Origin of the sequence: Bradyrhizobium sp. 186, from assembly GCF_023101685.1 — a bacterium.
Taxonomy (GTDB): domain Bacteria; phylum Pseudomonadota; class Alphaproteobacteria; order Rhizobiales; family Xanthobacteraceae; genus Bradyrhizobium.
In genome coordinates this window covers 3,383,696-3,402,962 of record NZ_CP082164.1, presented here as the reverse complement: position 1 = coordinate 3,402,962, position 19,267 = coordinate 3,383,696, and the positions used below count along the sequence as shown (strand labels likewise).

Below are 19,267 nucleotides of genomic sequence, written 5' to 3'. Positions count from 1 at the left end.
CTAGGCGCCGCGGGTCTGGGCGGCGCAGAAATCCTGGATCACCTGAAGCACGTAACCGATGTGCTCATCGCCGAGTGCCGGATAGACGCCGATCCAGAAGGTCTGGTTCATGATCGTATCGCTGTTGGCGAGCGAGCCGTGCACGCGGAAATTCCGTCCGGCCATGTAGGGTTGCCGCACCAGATTGCCGCCGAACAGCAGCCTTGTGCCGATCCCGCGTTCGTTCAAATGGCGCACAATCGCGTCACGCTTGAACGGCGCCCCCTCGCGGACCGTCAACACGAAGCCGAACCAGGAGGGTTCGCTGTTCGGCGTCGGCTCAGGCAGGATGAAGAATTCCTCGAGCGGCTTCAGCCCGCTCTTCAACAGAGCGAAATTCCGCCGCCGGGCGGCGATGAAGTCTTCGAGATGGTCGAGCTGGGACACGCCGACCGCTGCCTGCATGTCGGTGATCTTCAGGTTGAAGCCGAGATGGCTGTAGATGTATTTGTGGTCATAGCCATGGGGCAGCTCGCCGAGCTGCCAGTCGAAGCGGCGTTGACAGGTGTTGTCCTTGCCGGGATCGCAATAGCAGTCGCGTCCCCAGTCGCGGAACGTTTCCATGGCCCGCCGCAGTGCCGGATGGCTGGTGAAGACCGCGCCGCCCTCGCCCATCGTGATGTGGTGGGCCGGATAGAAGCTGAGCGTGCCGATGTCGCCGAACGTGCCGACATGACGTCCCGAAAACGTCGCACCGAGCGCATCGCAACAATCTTCGATCAGCCAGAGTTTGTGCCGCTTGGCGATATCGGCGATCTTGCCGACATCGAAGGGATTGCCGAGCGTATGCGCCACCATGATTGCGCGCGTGTTCGGCGTGATCGCCTCTTCCACGCGTTCGGGAATAATGTTGTAGGTGGGAATGTCGACGTCGACGAACACCGGCACCATGCCCTGCGTGATCGCGGGATTGACGGTCGTCGGGAATCCGGTCGCCGCCGTGATCACCTCGCTTCCGGCTGGAACCTGCCGGTCGCGCAGCAAGGGCGAGGTCAGCGCCGAGAAGGCGACGAGGTTGGCCGAGGAGCCGGAATTGACGGTCATCGCGTAACGCGCGCCGACACGTTTGGCGAGCTTCTGCTGGAACTCCTCATTGAAGCGCCCGGTGGTCAGCCAGAAATCCAGAGCGGAATCGACCAGCGACTTGACGTCGCTCGCATCGAACACGCGTCCCGACACGGGCACGGGCGACTGGCCGGCGACAAATGGTTTCGTCGCATGCGCCAGGGCGGAGTATTCCTCCACCAGTTCCATGATCGATGCCCTGATCTCTTCCGGGCTTCGTTGAGCCGCGCGTGCGGATGCTGGCGCCGATTTCATGTGAATGACTTCGCGTTGACTGCGGCGACCTCGCCGCGAGATGGTTCGGATACCGACTGCGATGTGCCGTTCGCAACGGCGCCATCGAGGACGAGGTCGAGTTGTTCGAGAGAGATTTGGCGTAAATCCCGGCCGCGCTGATGCGCCTTGTACCAGTCGACAGTGAGACCCAGCCCCTGCACGAGGTCGAGACGCGGCGTCCAGTTCAATTGTGAGCAGGCGCGTTCGCAGTCAAGCCTCAGAAAGGCGGCTTCATGCGGATGCGGACCATCATCGCTGGTCCAACCGGCGCCATCGCCCCACATTGCTTGCAACTGCTCGACGACGTTCCGCACCGGCTGCTCGCTTTCGGCATTCGGACCGAAGTTCCAGCCATCGGCAAAGCTCGCGTCGGCGACCAACTTCTCGACAAGGGTGAAATAGCCCAGGATGGGATCGAGCGCATGCTGCCAGGGCCGCACCGAATTGGGATTGCGAATGCGCAGCGGCTGACGGTCCAGGAACGCCTGCATCGCATCCGGTACCAGGCGGTCACGCGCCCAGTCGCCGCCGCCAAACACGTTTCCGGCCCGCGCGCTCGCGATGCGCGCCGCGCCGTTCTCGGCAAAGAAGCTTCGCCGATAGGAATAGGTCACCAGTTCCGCGCAGGCTTTGCTGTTGCTGTAGGGGTCGTTGCCACCTAGGCGATCGCCCTCGCGGAAGGCAGCCTGGCCGCCATCGTTCTCGTAACACTTGTCGCTGGTGACGATCAGCACGGCCTTCACGGACGGCAGATGCCGCGCCGTCTCCAGCACATGCACCGTTCCCATGACATTGGTCGCGAAAGTCTCGACTGGCTCGGCGTAGGACGGCCGTACCAGCGCCTGTGCCGCCATGTGAATGATCACGTCCGGCTGCGCTTCCAACAGCGCCGCGCGCAGCCTGTCGAGATCACGGATGTCGGCAAGGCATTGCTTGATGTCGTCGGCGACCCGCGCCGCCATGAACAGCGACGATGGATGGGTCGGCGGCAAGGCGTAGCCATAGACACTGGCACCGAAGCGTCGCAGCAGCAGCGATGCCCACGCACCCTTGAAGCCGGTATGTCCGGTCAGAAAGACCTTCTTGCCGCGCCAGAATGCCGGATCTGTCACCAGATCCTCCACTTGGCGCGGTTGTTGGCCCACTCGTCCTCGAGATAGTTGCGATCGCGCAAGGTATCCATCGGGTGCCAGAAGCCGGGATGCACGAAGGCACGGAGCTGGTCGCCGCGGGCAAGCTGCTCCATCGGCTCGCGCTCCCACACGGTCTGGTCGCCTGCAATCAGATCGCCGACGGAGGGCGAGAGCAGGAAGAAACCACCATTGATCCAGCCGCCATCGTCATGGGGCTTCTCCTCGAAATTGACCACCCGGCCGTTCTCGATCGTCACCGCGCCGAACCTTCGCGCCGGCCGCACCACCGAAACGGTTGCGTCGCGGCCATGTTCCCGGTGGAATGCGATCTGGGCTGCGAGATCGATGTCGGCGACGCCGTCGCCATAGGTTAGCGCAAAGAACGGCTCGTTCGCGACGTAAGGCAGCACCCGCTTCAGCCGGCCGCCGGTCTGGGTGTCCTCGCCGGTGTCGACCAGCGTCACCCGCCAGGGCTCGGCGGTTTCGCGATGCACCTCCATCCGGTTCTCGGCGAGATGGAAGGTGACGTCGGACATGTGCAGGAAGTAGTTCGCAAAGTACTCCTTGATCATGTAGCCCTTGTAGCCGAGGCAGATCACGAAATCATTGAAGCCGTAATGGCTGTAGATCTTCATGATGTGCCAGAGAATGGGCCGGCCGCCGATCTCGACCATCGGCTTCGGCCGCGTGCTGGTCTCTTCCGCAATACGGGTGCCCAGACCACCCGCCAGAATAACCGCTTTCATCTTGTGATCCAAGGATTGCCAAATTGCCATGATAGCTGATCAAAGAGTTTTCGGGAATACTTGCTCGAGGCGCTGAAACGTTCCATCCGCTTTTCTACATGTGTATGGAATGAGTGATATGGGCCGGCTACGCAAGCCCTACGCAGCCGAAATGCACTCTAGTTGCGTTTGAACGCAATGGCTTGATCATCTTCATAGGAGGTCGTCCAATTTTCATCCTTAAGCAAATCGGCGATCAGTTCCTTGGATTCCGCCGCGCGATCCCCGTAGGATGTATTCACGCTGAATCTCATATCCTTGAATTTGGACCCGCTCATTTTCCAAACCATTCGACCAGTCGTGACCTCGTTGAATATAATTATGTCGGGTTTTGAACGGACGATGTCCCCTCGCGTGATCCCGCCAACAAATTCCACTGAGGCGAACTTGGGTGGGAGATAAGTGTACATGTCGGCCAAGATTCTTTGCGATGTATCGAACCGACTGGCCAAAGAATTACCTGCAACAAGCATCGGATCTTGAGGCTTTCTCGTGTCCCTTCCTAAGTTGCGCAAGTCATACCACATCTGGGGTGCGGCCACGCCGATAAGAAGCGCTGACATGAGCAGCGATGAGCGCAGTCGACTGCCCGCGACTTGGGCAAGGAACTCATACCAACCGACGAGCGCCAACGCTATCCAGCAGGGCAACACGTGGTAGGCATATCTAGGCACACGAATGCGGACGGTGAGAACTAGATGCAGCAACGCCGATACAACAAAGATGATAAGGATGAGCCGCCTCTGGAAGCGCGGGCAACGAAGACTGGAGCGAATACCGTCTAATTTCAATGCAGCGAAGATCTGAATGACCAACAGCACGAGGCCAAGCAACAAGAACCCGATGCCAAAATATCCGAACTCCTGGGTTGCCGGCACTAGCCAAGCAAACGGATCGGCGATCTCTACCTTTCCATGACCCGTACCAACATAGTTCGCCATGAAGGACATCGTCTGGCGAAATTCGGAAAAATCCCTTACCGCATAAGGATTGGTGAAAGCGAAAACACTAAGAAACGCAAGAACGACAATCACAAATTCCGCGAACAACCTCGCAACCAGCCTTCTGTCGAACTTGCAGCCTAAGTGCGGCAGGAACAATGCGGAAAGACAAATGGGTAAGACCAACACGCCGGAATACTTGGTTGCGAACGCTAAACCGGCTAGAATTCCGCCCCACAAGGAGGCGATAAATCCGGGTTTCCGCAAAGTGACTAAAATGGCAACGACGATCAATGCCGCTTGAAGCGTGTCTGGGTGAACCGTCTTCATGTAGACAGTGAAGTCCGGCATCGTAAGCAGCAACAATGAACCGCTCGCAGCGACCGTTAAAGGAACCTCGAGCAAGATCGCAAGGTAGGCAAGAGACAACGCGGCCAACACTCCGAAACACAGCGACAGGAAGCGTAGCACCAGCCCTATAAGGTGGACGTCTACATTCCAACCTGCCCAATGCAGTGCGGTGAGTGTTACGTAGCCGATTGAATCATAGAGATTGCCATAGATATAGAACCCGTGGGGATCTAAGCTTCGCTCCTCAAGATGTCTCTGCATGAGAGACAACATCCGGTGCTCGTCCAATTCGAATACTTGAACAACACGCAAGTTCTCCAAACCATAGCTCGCTGCGATACCTGCCGCGGCAATAATCGCTAGATAGAATAAGACAACAAGCGGCAATGGTATTCGATTGACGTAGCGAAGCATCTTCCGACGTCCTTAGCCTCAAGAAAATGGCTGGCTCGGCTGGCCTGAATAAGGGCCCGTATCACGACCGACTTCTTTGTGACGTCAAGCGGCGCTTGGCCGACATCCCTTCATCCGCCCCTAGCACACCATCTCTCCCATGGACGCGGCAGTAATGTTTCGCGATCACGCTGCGTGCGTTCGGTACAGGGGATGCTGATCGCGAGCATCCCAAACGCTGTAAGACAATGGCGGGAGCGCCGCCTTCCGGAAGGACCACCGTCCCGAATGGGCCCGCCGCCGATCTCGACCATCGGTTTCGGGCGCGTGCTGGTCTCTTCGGCTATACGCATGCCCAGAGGTGACTACCTTCATTTAACTTCCCACCATCTCATTACGGCGCAGATTCCGCGGCAAGTAGAACAAAACCCTGCGCAAAGTCATCAAAATTGTTGAAAGATTTGCAGTTTTAGCCATTTCCTGACAACTACCATAGGGGGAAACCGGGTTCGCCGCACAGCGAGTTCCCGGCTTTCAGTGGGGCTATCACCGAAGAAGAGCCATGAACGCGCGCAACGACATTTCAGATCGACGGTCAAGCCTTGGAACTGCAAGCCTTGTAATTGCAAGCCGTGGATCTGACGGGCAAGTGGGACCCAAGAACAGGCTCATCCTGTTCATTCTTGCGTTCGTACTAGCGGCTTTCTTGGCAAAGATTGTCCTTCCCATGATCGATCACGCGAAACCGAGCTTGATCGACGACCATGATATCGTTCTTGCCCTCGACGGCGGAAGCACGGTCACGTTGAGCTCCCTTGGGGCGTGGCTCGGTCAGACACCCGAATATCAAGAACTTCTGACGTCAGGGAAGACCTCGCGATTTCGCCCCAGCTATTATGCGCTCAAGGCCATCGAAATCTATACTTGGGGAGACAACATGCGGCTTTGGTATCTCTTTAGATACCTAGCTGATATCGGAACAACTCTAATAATCGCCGCACTCTTCCTTCGGACATTCGGTCTCGCGTCTGCACTCGCGTTCGTGGTCCTCTATTTGGGTCACCAAAGCTGGAGTGACTTGATACCACGGCTTGGTCCAACTGAATTCCAGGGCAATTGCGCTGCGGCTCTTATAGTGTGGTCGGCGTGGAGGCACGTGACAGATCAGCAGCCTTCCCGCTGTCTGCTCTGGCTTACCGCGAGCGCATCATTTCTGTTTTCTACTCTGAAGGAAGTCAATTCGCTCTACTTGCTCGAAGCATCTGCGCTCGCGGTTGCCTGCGGCCTTGTTCTGCGGGAACAGCGCCTGCTCAAGCTAGGACTGCTCTGCGGCTTGATTGCCAGCATAGTGTTTGCCTACCTCTTGATGATAGTGCGGGAAGTATCGTCGGCGGTCACCGTAGCGGGCGCGCTTTCAGACTATTCAAGGTATTTGCTTTGGGACCCGGTGTTTCGAACCATCGGAATAGCCGCAAGCGGTCTCTTGGTCGTCCTGTTGTTGGCCGACATTAGGAAAGGGCGCGTGGAAGGAAAGAGCTACGTCCTTCTTCTCTTGACGCTTGCTCTGGAGCCCACGCGGCTGGCGACCTATTTCCTTACTCATTCCATTGCAGGCGTCGACGGATTCGATGCATTTTCTATGCGCTATGCATTTCCATTTGTAATGATGCAAGCGTTGATCATCGCGCTAGTCGTGGGAGGCTTGGCCGAACGCCTGACGACGCTCTCAATCCCGAAGGTTTCGACGAACGTGTCGGTGGGATCGATGTTCTCAGCAGCGATTGTCGTCGCTGTGCTGATTAGCAACCGAGGGCTGTTCCATCCCTCGGTCAAGTCATCGGTCAGCGAGTGGCAACAGTTCAATCTGAGCGCAGACAAAGCCATCGAGGAGGCTGGCCGCAAATTTCTCGAGCAGCGGCTGGCGATGAATCATCCCGCACTCTTTGTAAGCGGTCCAACAGCGGGGATATGGGAGCCAGCGCTTGCTCTTGCGCTGTATCTAAAGCTTAGACTGTGGGGAACACCTGTCTACGTTGATGTGACTGGACTGGCCCCAGTTGAGTACGGGTACACAATCGATAAAATGAATAGGTACGGGGCCACACCGGTTGCCGACGAAGAGGCTGCGAAGTTGAAGACGAGCTGCATCGAAGTTCATGTCGATGTCAAAAAAATCACGAATTCGAATTGCGACATCATTCAGATAATAAAGCCATTTTGATCGACGTTCAGCCTCACTGAAGAGATTAACGGACGATGAAACCACCTATATGGCTATCAGCGAAATAAGTGATGTGTTGATCAAACGTGTCGTGCTTGACGTTCGCCTCATACAGATTTGTGAACGCGTCGTGCGAAACGGCGAACCGACCGGCTAGTGCACCATCCGTCAGCTCTCGTATCGTCTCGATCACGCTGGATTTCGCTTCCGCTGCAGTCGAGGGGACCACATCACTTCGAACCTCAGCAAAAGAGAAGTTTTGAGGTACATAATTAGGGCTTCGGGAAGCCGCAGGAAGCCCTACAGTTCCGTCTCCATTCAAGTCCTGATGAAAGCTTGTCTCTAGATTCTGTAGGACCGTGCTGCTTCCGAGCACAATTCCGGTTAGATTGTTCAGGTAGTTGCCAGAGGCGTCAGTATTCCACACCGTGAAGGAGTTGGTGCCTGGCTGCTTAAAGGCGATCTCGTAACCTGTCGCGGTCTGCTCGGCACCAATCAGCGTCCAGGGGCTGAATTGACCGGAGACGACTGCTGAACCGCCATACTTCAACTCGGGGCCCGTGCCCCCGCCAACCGGATTGAGGAAATAGCCGTCACCAACCTGAACCAAACTAGTTGAGCCGGCGGCCTCTATGACCGTACCGGCTGGTGCTGCCGCAACACCAAGTGCACCATCGCCGTTCAGATCCTGGTGAAAGCTTGTCTCCAGATTTTCAAGTGTCGCACTGCTCCCGAGCACAATGCCAGTGGGGTTGCCTAGGTAGTTGCCGGAGCTGTCCGTATTCCAAATCGTAAAATAGTTCGTGCCCGGTTGTTTGAAGGCTATCTCGTAACCCGTTGCGGTCTGCTCGGCGCCGATCGGCGACCAGGGATTGAATTGACCAGAAACAACTGCTGACCCACCATATTTTAGTTCGGGGCCCGCGCCACCGCCAACTGGATCGAGGTGATAGTTGCTACCAACCTGAACCAGACTAGTCGAACCGAACGACTCTATGGCCGTGCTAGCCGGCGCGGCCGGAACGCCGACGACTCCGTCTCCGTTTAGATCCTGGTGAAAGCTTGTCTCCAGGCTTTCAAGTGTCGCGCTGCTCCCGAGCACAATACCGGTGGGGTTTCCCAGGTAGTTGCCGGAGCTGTCCGTATTCCAAATCGTAAAATAGTTTGTGCCCAGTTGTTTGAAGGCGATCTCATAACCTGTTGCGGTCTGCTCAGCGCCGATCAGTGTCCAAGGATCAAATTGACCAGGGACAACTGCCGAACCTCCGTACTTCAGCTCAGGACCCGTCCCCCCGCCAACCGGGTTGAGAAAGTAGCCGCCGTCCTGCTGCACCAGGCTCGTCGTCCCGATCGACTCGATCACGACCGGCGTGAGCTGGATAAGCGCGGCGCTCGTCACCGTGCCGTCGGCAAACTGGAAGGTCTCGGCGCCGGACACCGTATCAGTGCCATCAGGCGTACCGGAGCGCTGGTCTACCAGCGTGAAGGTTTGCGTCGCCGCATTGTACGAGATCGCGTAATTGGCCTTGCTGCCCGAATACACCGCGATGTCGGTACCAGCGCCACCGATGATGGTGTCGTTGCCGCCGCCGCCGGTGATGGTGTCGTTGCCGGAGCCGCCGTTCAGCGTGTTGGCGATGGCGTTGCCGACGATGGCGTCGTTGCCGGTACCGCCGATGGCGTTGTCGATGTAGGAGCGCGCATCGTTGTTGTAGAGATAGGCGTTGTAGACGTTGCCCGACGCGTAATGGCCGTTTCCGAGATTGGCCAGCTGAACCGACGAGAACACGGACGACGCACCGGGATTGAGGTTGATGCTCAGGTTCGTCGTGTAGTTCGACAGGTCGTAGGTATCGACGCCGCCGCCGTCCCAGATCGTCTCGAAGATGCGGTTGGCCGAGCCGCCGGCACCGCCATTGTCGGCCGGCTGGCCGACGCCGTTGATGAACTCCTGCCCGGTGGTCGCGCTCCAGGTATAGACGGTGGTCCCGCTCTGGGTCGTGAAGTTCGCGCCGTACATCGTCTGCAGCGCGAGGATATCGTTGGCCATGTAGGTCTGCGGATAACCATAGGCCTCGTTGGTGTAGCCCGTCAGCGGACCGCCGACATAGCTGCGATAGCTCATGACGGTATATTCGCTGTCGTCATGCGCGCTCGGCACCGCGACGTTGGCGACGCCGCCCGTTTCCTGGCTGTGCTTGAGGCCAAAGGCGTGTCCGAGCTCGTGCAGCGCAGTCGTGTAATAATAGTTGCCGAGCTTGGCCTGCGTATAATCGTATTGTGTCCCAAACCACACGTCGCCACCGGGCGCGTAGTTGCCGGGGTAATAGGCGTAGGAGGTGGGATTGGCCGCTGGCGACTGCGCAATCATGATGTCGGCGCTGCCCGTGCCATTGTACGTGATGCTGGCGTTGGTGTAGCCGAGGATCAGTCCGATCGCGTAGTTGATCGCCGCCTGCATCTGGCTCGGCGCCGAGGCAAAGCCTGCTGTGGTCGGCTCATTGTCGCCGCCGCTGTAGGGATTGGCGTAGTCGCTGGGCGAGTCGGGAAAGCTGTAGGTGATCGTGCCGGACCATTTGTAGCCCGACAGCATGCCGTCGATGTCAGCGTTGTTGGTCTTGCTGATGGTGACAGAGGTAGCCAAGGGAATCTCCGAAGCAGCAAGCCCCGTTCGATTCGGGGAGCAGACAGATGATTCTAGCTTGAGAGCTAAACGTTTGGTTTAAATTTGGCGACCACTCCCAGACCTATTTCTTAATGCCATATTAGCCTTCAAACCCCGTAGTGATACGGGCAAGTGCGGGTTCCGCACGCCTGCGTGATTTGCAAGGGAAATCATGAAGCTACGCCCACTCTCAGTTGGCCTGTTAGGTGCCTTGGCGGCGCTTTCAGGAGCGGGTCAGCTATTCATCGGAGGACTGCCTGTCATGGTCGGGAATGCCAATGCGAACGACGCCGGCAAGGCGATACGAGCGCCCTCGGTTCCACTTGCCCGCGACCCTTCGGCGGCGGTCGCCGAGGAGTATGAACTCGCCAGACAGAAGGACACGCGGGAGGCGTTCGAGCTCTTCATCGCGCGCCACGGCGACGATCCCCTGGCCGAGAAGGCGCGTGCCGAGCTGAAGCGCCTGTCGCGCTGATCCTTCGCGCATCGCAGCAAACCCTCGTCAGGCATTGCATTTTCACAGGCGGCATCCGCGCCGGACCAGACTTGCCGCATGATCTTTCGGCCCTATGGTAGGCACGCAATCTGTCCCGGAGCCTATCAAGATGCCCTTTCCGCATGCCTCGGAAGCCCTGTCGCGCTTCACCGTGCTCGATCTGACCCGTGTCCGGTCCGGGCCCACCTGTGTGCGGCAGCTCGCCGACTGGGGCGCCAACGTGATCAAGATCGACGCGCTCCTGGAGGATGGCGGCGGCGAGCAGCCGGGCGGACCGCGGCAAGGCTCCGATTTCCAGAATTTGCACCGCAACAAGCGCGCGATGACGCTCAACCTGAAGGACGAAAGAGGCCTCGACGTCTTCAAGCGGCTGGCCGCCAAGGCCGACGTCGTGGTCGAGAACTTCCGTCCCGACGTCAAGAAGAAGCTCGGCATCGACTATGAAAGCCTGCGCGAGATCAATCCGCGCATCGTCTATGGCAGCATCTCCGGCTTCGGCCAGGACGGCCCCTATCACAAGCGGCCGGGCTTCGATCAGATTGCGCAGGGCATGGGCGGGCTGATGTCGATCACCGGCGCGCCCGGCGAGGGCCCGATGCGGGTCGGCATTCCCGTCGCCGACCTCACGGCGGGCCTGTTCTGCGCCATGGGCATCCTCACCGCGCTGCTCGAGCGCGAGGTTTCCGGCAAAGGCCAGTGGGTGCAGACCTCGCTGCTCCAGGCGCAGATCTTCATGCTCGACTTCCAGGCCGCGCGCTGGCTGATGGAGAAGGAGGTCGCCAAGCAGGCCGGCAACAACCACCCGACCAGCATCCCGACCGGCGTGTTCAAGACCTCGGACGGCTACATCAACATCGCCACCACCGGCGGGCGGATCTGGGAGCGCTGTGCGCAGGCGATCGGCGCGCCGGAGCTCTACAGCCATCCCGATTATGCGACCGCACCCGCCCGCTCCAAAAATCGCGATGCGCTCAACGCCGAGATCGAGAAGCGCACCTTGACGAAGTCGACCGAGACCTGGGTCAGCGAGCTCAACGAGGCCGGCGTGCCATGCGGGCCGATCTACGCCATCGACCGGATGTTCGAGGACGCGCAGGTCCGCCATCTCGGCATCGCGCAGGACGTGCCGAATGAAGAGGACCGCCGCATCCGCCTGGTCGGCCAGCCCGTCACGCTGTCGCGCACGCCGAGCAAGATGGTGGCGCGGCCGCCGGAATTCGGCGAGCAGACCGACGAGGTACTCACCGAGTTCGGCTTCAGCGCGGACGAGCTCGCCGGGCTCAGGAACGCCAAGGTGGTTTGAGCCCCTCGCGCCCCGGCACGATGGCGCAAAACGGCAAAGCCCGGCGCAGGACCGGGCTTTGCTTCTTGTTCGACGCCTCAGCCGATTTTAGTACCTGGGGCCACCGAACTGTTAGTTGATGCCGGCGCGCAGGATGTGGTCGGTGAAGCGCGACGAAACGTTGGCGCCGATCGTCGAGGCCGGCGCGAGCGTGAACGAACCGGACGAGAAGCGTCCGAGATCCATGTAGAGATATTCGAGCTTGGCGCTCGCGTTCTGGGTGATCTTGCCTTCGACACCGGCACCAGTTGCGGTGTTGTAGTAGGAGACGTCGGTCCACGAGCGGCCCCAGCTATAGCCACCATTGGCGCCGACTTAGAAGCCGGTCCAGCTCCACACCGGATCGACCATAACCGGAGCCTTTAGGGCCTCGCCGCCAAGTCTGCAGCCAGTGCGCCCGTCGCGAACAGCGACATCGCCGCCGTCATTCCAATCACAATCCGCTTCATGGAAATTCCCTCCGCACAATTTTGTGATCAAAACATACGCCCCGTCACACGTAGAGGCTCTGCCGCAATAGCAACATTCGGAAACAATCGGGTCCCAAGGTGGCGCGGGATCGGAATACTGGCAGCGGGCTATATATTTGATTCAGAAGACATTATTCTAATCGCCTAGCGCGGCGCCGGTTTCGCCCGCTGCATCCATCCGACGCGACTCAACAGCCCGTCGATCACCGGCCAGAAAAGCAGCAGAATGGCCAGGGTCGTGATCGAGCCGACCAAGCCGTTCGACCAGAACACCTTGAGGTCGCCGCCGGAGCCGATCATCGACAGGCGGAAGGCATCCTCGGCGCGGTTGCCGAGCACGAGCGCCAGCGTGAACGGCGCCAAGGGAATGCCGATCTTCTTGAAGACGTAGCCGACGACGCCAAAACCCAGCATCAGCCAGACGTCGAACATCGCATTCTGGATCGCATAGGCGCCGATCGCGCAGGACACCACGATCATCGGCGCCACCGCTGCAAATGGCACGCGCAGGATCGAGGCGAAGATCGGCACCGTCGTCAACACCAGCACGAGGCCGACGACGTTGCCGAGATACATCGAGGCGATCAGGCCCCAGACGAAATCCTTGTGCTCGACGAACAGCAGCGGACCGGGATTGAGCCCCCACACCATCAACCCGCCGAGCAGGATCGCGGCGGTGCCGGAGCCGGGAATGCCGAGCGCCAACATCGGCAGCAGCGCCGCGGTGCCGGAGGCGTGCGCCGCCGTTTCCGGCGCAAACACGCCCTCGATGCGGCCCTTGCCGAAACTCTCGGGGTCCTTGGCGAAACGTTTTGCGAGGTTGTAGCCCATGAAGGACGCCGCGATGGCGCCGCCCGGGGTGATGCCGAGCCAGCAGCCGATGAAGGAGGAGCGCAGCAGCGTCACCCAGTATTTCGGCAGGTCCTTCCACACGCTCAGCACGACACGGAGCGAGATGCTCGCCGCGTGGCCGCGCAGCGCCAGCCGCTCCTCCATCGTCAGCAGGATCTCGCTGATGCCGAACAGGCCGATGACGGCAACGAGGAAGTTGATGCCGCGCAAAAGCTCCGCCGAGCCGAAGGTCATGCGCAGCTGGCCCGACACCGTGTCCATCCCGACTCCCGCGAGTAGCAACCCCAGCGACATCGAGATCACCGTCTTGTGCTTGGCTTCGCGCCCAAGGCCGACGAAGGAGCAGAACGTCAGGAGATAGACCGCGAAGAACTCGGGCGGGCCGAACTTCAGCGCAAAGGACGAGATCATCGGCGCCAGGAAGGTGATCAGGAGCACCGCGACCAGCGAGCCGATGAAGGAGGACGTGAACGCCGCGGTCAGCGCTTCCGCCGCCCTGCCCTGCTGCGCCATCGGATAGCCGTCGAAGGTGGTCGCGACCGACCAGGCTTCGCCGGGAATATTGAACAGGATCGAGGTGATGGCGCCGCCGAACAGCGCGCCCCAATAGATGCAGGACAGCATCACGATCGCCGAGGTCGGATCCATCGTGAAGGTCAGCGGCAACAGGATCGCCACGCCGTTGGGACCGCCAAGGCCGGGGAGCACACCGACGAAGATGCCGAGCACCAGCCCGACCATCATCAGGACGAGTGTCTTCCACGTGAGCAGGACGGCGAAGCCGTGAAGCAAAAGGCCGAACGCTTCCATCGCAACCCGCCCTAGTAGCCGAAGGCCGCTTCCAGCGGCCCCTTCGGCATGATGACGTCGAAGGCGATGTCGAAGGTGACGAACATGATCGCCGTGAAAAGCAAGGCGGTGAGCAGCGACTTCCACAGCGCGATCTTGCCGACCAGCCGCATGAAGCCGGCGATCAGGAAGAAGCTCGCGACATAGAGGCCGAGGAACTGCGTCACCAGGCAGAACGAGAGCGTCGGCACGAACACCGCCATCACACGGCGAGCTTGCGCGCGCGTGACGAAGGTTTCGGACGCCACGCGGCGCGCAACAAGCGCTGTAATCAGGCCGTAGAGGCTGCCGCCGCCGAGGATGATCGAGAGATAGAACGGGAAGTAGCCGGGCTCGGGCCCGGTCGAATCCCAGGAGATGCCGGTGCGCCAATTGTCATAGCCGAGCGTTACGGCCAGCGCGAGCAACAGGAGGCAGACGACGATCTCGACCGTGCCGGAGCTGACGACGGAAGGCGAGTCCTGTTCAGGCGCGGTCGGATCGTCGACGACGATTTCAAGATCGGTTTGGGACATGAGCTGTTAGGGACGGACTGGGTTTAGTTCCCCCTCTCCCGCTTGCGGGGAGAGGGTTGGGGTGAGAGGGAGGCTCCGCGGGGACGGCGAGGATTGGACTCGCGGAGAGAGCCCTCGCCCCAACCCTCTCCCCGCAAGAACGTGGCGAGGGAGTAGAACACCTTACTTCGCGACGAATCCGGCTTCCGTCATCAGCGCCTTGTTGATCGCATCGTCCTCCTCGAGGAATTGCACCATGTCCTTGCCGGTGAGGAAGATCGGTTTCAACGCCTGCTTCTCCATGTAGTCCTTGTATTCCGCGGTCTGCGTCACCTTGTGGAACAGCTCGACATAGAACGCCTGCTGCTCAGCCGTGACCTTGCCGGGCAGGAACATCGCGCGCAACATCAGATATTGGACGTCGACGCCCTCCTCCTTGCAGGTCGGGATGTCGGCCCAGGACTGCGTGTCCGTCACCTTGCTGGTGTAGGAGATGCGCTCCTTGTCGAACACGCAGAGCGGACGCACCTGCCCCGCGCGCCAGACCTCGAGATTTTCGCTCGGATTGTTGACGTTGGATTCGGTGTGGTTGCCGACGAGCTGGGTCGCGGCCTCGCCGCCGGACTTGTAGGGCAGATAGGAGAATTTCGCGCCGGTCTTCTGCTCGAGGAACACGGTCAGCACATGATCCTCTCGCTTGGAGCCGGTGCCGCCCATCTTGAACGGCGAGCTCGCGGCCTTCGCGGCCTCGACGAATTCCTTCACCGTCTTGGGGCCGGCGCTGTTGTCCCACAGCACGAACTGGTCGAGCGCGACCACCGAGACCGGGGTCAGTTCGCGCCAGTTGAACGGGATCTTCGCCGACAGCGGCAACATGTAGATCAGCGAGTAGGCGATCAGCACCTTGTTCGGGTCGCCCTCGCTGGATTTCATGTACATCAGCGCTTCCGCGCCCGAAGCGCCGCCCTTGAGCGAGACCACCATCGGCTGCTTCATCAGATTGTTCTTCTGGATCGCGGCCTGCATCATCCGCGCCATCTGGTCGGAGGCACCGCCCGCGCCTGCCGCCACCACGATCTCGACGGGTTTTGTCGGCTCCCAGCCGGCAGAGGCCGGCGCGGCGCAAAGCGCGGCTGCCAGCGCAATTGCGGCCTTCATTCCATGTCCCACGCGCATCTTCCCTATGTTCTTGTTCGGATTGGCAATTCGCGAAGCAAGCCGAATTGCATTGTGCGGGCGAACGCCGGCCAGTTCAAGCCGCCCGGCGCCGCCCCGCTTATGACTTTGGAATGAGATCGATTGCAAGCGCGGCGGACTGAAAAAACGCGAGCCGCTGCAGCGTACAAGGCCGAGCAACATCGCCGAGGGCGAGAATCTATGTCTGCCGAGTCGGGCGATCGCACCGACACATGCGGTTGCCTACGCACCGCACAGGACTTAAGCCGCGCTACTTGCCCTTCCAGTTTGGTGTGCGCTTGTTGAGGAAAGCGTCCATGCCCTCGCGAAAATCTTCGCTCATATAGGCTTTCAGGATCAGATCCTCACCTTCCTCGCGCGACAGCGTGCGGCGGATGCGGCGCACCGCTTCCTTGGTGGCTTCGAGGGTGAGCGGGGCATGGCTCGCGACCAGTTTCGCGGTCTCATCGGCGCGGCGCTGCAGCGTCTCGACGTCGGGCACTACCTCGTTGAGCAGGCCGAGCGCCAGGGCCTCCGGCGCCTCGACCAAGCGCGCCTTGAAGATCAGGTCCTTGGTGCGGGCCGGACCGACCAGCGAGACGACGCGGCTGATGTTCGACATCGACAGGCAGTTGCCGAGCGTGCGCGCGATCGGGAAACCGATGCGGGTGGTTTCGGTGCCGATCCGGAGGTCGCAGCAGGCCGCAATTCCGGCGCCGCCGCCGGTGCAGGCACCGGCGATCGCCGCGATCACGGGCACGCGGCACTGCTCCAGCGTGCCGAGCACGCGGTCGATCCGCGCCTCGTAGTCGAGCGCGTCTTGAGCGGTTTTGAAGGCGCGGAATTGCGAGATATCGGTGCCGGAGGCGAACGCCTTGTCGCCGGCTCCGGTCAGGATCAACGCCTTGATCGAGCGGTCGGCGTTGATCTCCTGACAGATCTCCGCCATGCGCTCGTACATGGCGAAGGTCAGCGCGTTGCGCGCCTGCGGGCGGTTGAAGGTGATCCGCGCGATGCCGTCCGTGACAGAGTAGAGCAGGTCTTCGTTGGTCGTCGTCGGTGCGTTCATCGCGCGCTCACTTTCTACGTTAGTTCAGGCCAGCTGAGCCTTTAGGCCACCTGAGCCTTGGCCATCGGCACCACGTCGCGTCCCTTCAGGACATCCATGGCCGCCAACACGCCACCGCTCCGGTGCGGGATCTTTGCAAGATCGAGGCCCATCTCGACGCCGGCGAGCGTGCCCATCAGCATCAGATCATTGAAATGGCCGATATGGCCGATGCGGAACACCTTGCCCTTGACCTTGTTCAGGCCGGTGCCGAGCGACATGTCGAAGTTCTCCAGCACCACCTTGCGGAAGGTGTCGGCGTCGTGGCCTTCCGGCACGCGCACGCCGGTCAGCGCCGGCGAATGCGCGGCAGGATCGGCGCACTGCGTCTCGAGACCCCAGACCTTGACCGCCGCGCGCGTTGCCGCGCTGTGGCGTTTATGGCGGGTCCAGACGTTCTCGAGCCCCTCCTCCTCAAGCATCTTCACCGCTTCACGCAGGCCGAAGAGCAGGTTGGTTGCAGGCGTATAGGGAAAGGTGCCGAGCTTGTTGAAGGTAATGACCTCCTGCCAGTCCCAATAGGAGCGCATCCCCGGATTGGCCTTCGCAACGGCGAGCGCCTTCTCCGAGACGGCGTTGAAGCCGAGGCCCGGCGGCAGCATCAGGCCCTTCTGCGAGCCCGCGACCGAGACGTCGATGCCCCAGCCATCGTGTTCGTATTCCATCGAGCCGAGGCCGGAGATGGTGTCGACCATCAACAGCGCCGGATGCTTGACGCGGTCGAGCAGCTTGCGCACCTCCAGCGGCGCCGTCACGCAGCCGGTCGAGGTCTCGTTGTGCACGACGCACACCGCCTTGATCTTGTGCTGCTTGTCGGCGACCAGGCGTTGCTCGATCTCGGCGAGATCAGCGCCATGACGCCAGTCGCTCGGAACGAAGTCGACGTCGATCTTGAACTTGTCGGCAATGCCGCGCCACAGGATGGCGAACTGACCGGTCTCGCACATCAACACCTTGTCGCCGGGCGCAAGCACGTTGACCATCGCCGCTTCCCATGCGCCGGTACCGGACGAGGGAAAGATGATTACGGGCTGCTTGGTGCGGAACACCCGCTGCATCGACGCCAGCACCGCAAAACCGAGCACGGCGAACTCCGGACCGCGATGGTCCAGCGTCGGCATGTCCATCGCCCGCAACACCCGGTCGGGCACGTTGGTCGGGCCTGGAATCTGGAGAAAATGCCTTCCAGTATGCACGGTCATAGGCGTCCTTCCCGGTCTTGCCTTGATTTTGGTGAGCCGCCGAATAGCACCATTTGACCGGCTTGTCCCCTCTCCTTAAGGCGCCTCCCATGCATAGGACCTCAGTCCGGACGCCGCCCGCTACTCCGCGGCCACCACCTTTCCGGACGGCACCCGCCCATCGACGTCCTCGAAGGGACGCTCAGGGTGCATCAGGAAGGCGGAAAAACCGCCGAGCAACAGCAGCCCCATAGACATCAGGAACGGCAGGTACCAATTGCCGGTCGCATCGATCACGAAGCCCGCGACCAGCGGAGAGACGATCGCTGCGAATGCCGACCCCGTGTTCATGAGTCCCGAAGCCGTGCCGGAGTATTTCGGAGCAATGTCCATCGGGATCGACCACATCGGCCCGATCACCAGCTCGGCACAGAAGAAGCCCGCGGACAGGCAGAGCGCGACAACGGTGATGTCGTGGACGAACAGGATCGGGAGCAAGGACAAGAGTGCCCCCGCAAATCCCGCAACGGTCACGCTGAGCCGCGCCAGGCGGATGTTGCCGGTGCGGTCGAGAATGCGATCCGACAGCACGCCGCCGACACTATCGCCGACCACGCCGGCGAAGAAGACGCCCGAGGCGAACAGCGCCGAATTCTTGATATCGAGATTGTAGTTGTTCTTGAAGAACAGCGGCAGCCAGTTGAGGTAGAGCCACAGGCTCCAGCCGTAGCAGAAATAGGTGAGCGTCACCGGCCACATGCGGCCGAACAGCGGGCCCCACGGCACGCGCGGCCGTTCGCCGGCGGGGCGTGTCGGCAGCGCCGCGAGCTCGGCTTCCGTGATGGAGGCATGCTCCTTCGGCTCGTTGCGGAAATACCAGACCCAGATGACGCCCCAGACGAGGCTCACGAGGCCCAGTACGACGAACGTGCCGCGCCAGGTCAGCCAGAGGATCAGAAGCGCGACCACCGGCGGCGTCACCGCATTGCCGAGCCGGGCGAACGAATGCGTCAGCCCTTGCGCAAAGCCGCGCCGGTTCGCGGGAGTCCAGTATTGCATCGCACGCGTCGCGGTCGGAAAGGTCGCGCCCTCACCGAAGCCGAGCGCGAAGCGCGCGATGAACAGCGCGGCAAGACCGTGCACGAAGCCGGTCATGATGGTTGCCGCAGCCCAGATCATGCCGCACCAGAACAGCGTCTTGCGCGGCCCGAAATGATCGCCGACCCAGCCGCCGATCACCTGGAACAGCAGATAGGGATAGGCGAAGGCGGAGAAGACCAGGCCAAGCTGGGTATTGCTGAGACTGAGCTCCTTCTGGATCTCGCTCGCCGCCGTGCCGATGTTCACCCGGTCGACATAGGTGATGAAATACATCGCGCAGAGCATCGCCAGCACGACATGCGTAGCCTTGAACCGAACTCCCATCTCCA

14 protein-coding genes are annotated in these 19,267 nt (G+C 60.6%); 3 read left to right on the top strand and 11 right to left on the bottom strand.

What is annotated here, in order from left to right; genetic code table 11:
• The 4 genes from rfbH to IVB18_RS16220 all read right to left on the bottom strand — a co-directional run bounded on the left by rfbH (nucleotide 1) and on the right by IVB18_RS16220 (nucleotide 5,004).
• A complete protein-coding gene (gene rfbH / locus IVB18_RS16235; protein ID WP_256476889.1) occupies nucleotides 1–1,359 on the bottom strand; it encodes a lipopolysaccharide biosynthesis protein RfbH in 1,359 nt (452 codons plus the stop codon).
• Nucleotides 1,356–2,492 carry a CDP-glucose 4,6-dehydratase gene (gene rfbG, locus IVB18_RS16230; protein ID WP_247990044.1) on the bottom strand — a complete coding sequence of 379 codons (1,137 nt, stop codon included), beginning with the start codon at nucleotides 2,490–2,492 and terminating at the stop codon, nucleotides 1,356–1,358. Before rfbG ends, rfbH begins: the two co-directional genes overlap by 4 nt.
• Entirely contained in the window at nucleotides 2,489–3,259 is a 771-nt protein-coding gene (rfbF, locus tag IVB18_RS16225; RefSeq protein WP_247990043.1) for a glucose-1-phosphate cytidylyltransferase, read from the bottom strand. Before rfbF ends, rfbG begins: the two co-directional genes overlap by 4 nt.
• Before the next feature lie 158 nt (nucleotides 3,260–3,417).
• On the bottom strand, nucleotides 3,418–5,004 hold the full coding sequence (locus tag IVB18_RS16220) for a hypothetical protein (protein ID WP_247990042.1): 1,587 nt from the start codon (nucleotides 5,002–5,004) through the stop codon (nucleotides 3,418–3,420).
• 541 nt (nucleotides 5,005–5,545) lie between these two features.
• On the opposite strand from IVB18_RS16220, the gene IVB18_RS16215 reads away from it, so the two are divergent.
• Complete coding sequence (locus IVB18_RS16215; RefSeq protein ID WP_247990041.1) at nucleotides 5,546–7,204, top strand: hypothetical protein; 1,659 nt, start codon at nucleotides 5,546–5,548, stop codon at nucleotides 7,202–7,204.
• A 25-nt stretch (nucleotides 7,205–7,229) separates the two neighbouring features.
• Here IVB18_RS16215 and IVB18_RS16210 read toward each other — a convergent pair whose 3' ends face one another.
• Complete coding sequence (locus IVB18_RS16210) at nucleotides 7,230–9,848, bottom strand: M10 family metallopeptidase C-terminal domain-containing protein (protein ID WP_247990040.1); 2,619 nt, start codon at nucleotides 9,846–9,848, stop codon at nucleotides 7,230–7,232.
• A gap of 283 nt (nucleotides 9,849–10,131) precedes the next feature.
• Between IVB18_RS16210 and IVB18_RS16205 the strand changes: the two genes are divergently transcribed.
• Both IVB18_RS16205 and IVB18_RS16200 read left to right on the top strand, forming a co-directional pair.
• On the top strand, nucleotides 10,132–10,344 hold the full coding sequence (locus IVB18_RS16205; RefSeq protein WP_346732639.1) for a hypothetical protein: 213 nt from the start codon (nucleotides 10,132–10,134) through the stop codon (nucleotides 10,342–10,344).
• A gap of 130 nt (nucleotides 10,345–10,474) precedes the next feature.
• Nucleotides 10,475–11,668 carry a CoA transferase gene (locus tag IVB18_RS16200; protein WP_247990038.1) on the top strand — a complete coding sequence of 398 codons (1,194 nt, stop codon included), beginning with the start codon at nucleotides 10,475–10,477 and terminating at the stop codon, nucleotides 11,666–11,668.
• A 653-nt stretch (nucleotides 11,669–12,321) separates the two neighbouring features.
• Here the strand turns inward: IVB18_RS16200 and IVB18_RS16195 are convergent.
• The 6 genes from IVB18_RS16195 to IVB18_RS16170 all read right to left on the bottom strand — a co-directional run bounded on the left by IVB18_RS16195 (nucleotide 12,322) and on the right by IVB18_RS16170 (nucleotide 19,262).
• Nucleotides 12,322–13,839, bottom strand: coding sequence for a tripartite tricarboxylate transporter permease (locus tag IVB18_RS16195; RefSeq protein WP_247990037.1), 1,518 nt, complete (start codon nucleotides 13,837–13,839; stop codon nucleotides 12,322–12,324).
• An 11-nt stretch (nucleotides 13,840–13,850) separates the two neighbouring features.
• On the bottom strand, nucleotides 13,851–14,393 hold the full coding sequence (locus IVB18_RS16190) for a tripartite tricarboxylate transporter TctB family protein (RefSeq protein ID WP_247990036.1): 543 nt from the start codon (nucleotides 14,391–14,393) through the stop codon (nucleotides 13,851–13,853).
• A gap of 162 nt (nucleotides 14,394–14,555) precedes the next feature.
• Complete coding sequence (locus IVB18_RS16185) at nucleotides 14,556–15,530, bottom strand: tripartite tricarboxylate transporter substrate-binding protein (RefSeq protein WP_247990035.1); 975 nt, start codon at nucleotides 15,528–15,530, stop codon at nucleotides 14,556–14,558.
• A 289-nt stretch (nucleotides 15,531–15,819) separates the two neighbouring features.
• Nucleotides 15,820–16,617, bottom strand: a complete 798-nt coding sequence (locus IVB18_RS16180) for an enoyl-CoA hydratase/isomerase family protein (protein WP_247990034.1) — start codon at nucleotides 16,615–16,617, stop codon at nucleotides 15,820–15,822.
• A gap of 41 nt (nucleotides 16,618–16,658) precedes the next feature.
• The gene (locus IVB18_RS16175; RefSeq protein ID WP_247990033.1) at nucleotides 16,659–17,858 is read right to left on the bottom strand and encodes an aminotransferase class V-fold PLP-dependent enzyme; all 1,200 of its coding nucleotides are present in this window, start codon (nucleotides 17,856–17,858) and stop codon (nucleotides 16,659–16,661) included.
• Nucleotides 17,859–17,978: 120 nt separating this feature from the next.
• Nucleotides 17,979–19,262, bottom strand: a complete 1,284-nt coding sequence (locus tag IVB18_RS16170) for an MFS transporter (protein WP_247990032.1) — start codon at nucleotides 19,260–19,262, stop codon at nucleotides 17,979–17,981.
• Nucleotides 19,263–19,267 lie beyond the last annotated feature (5 nt).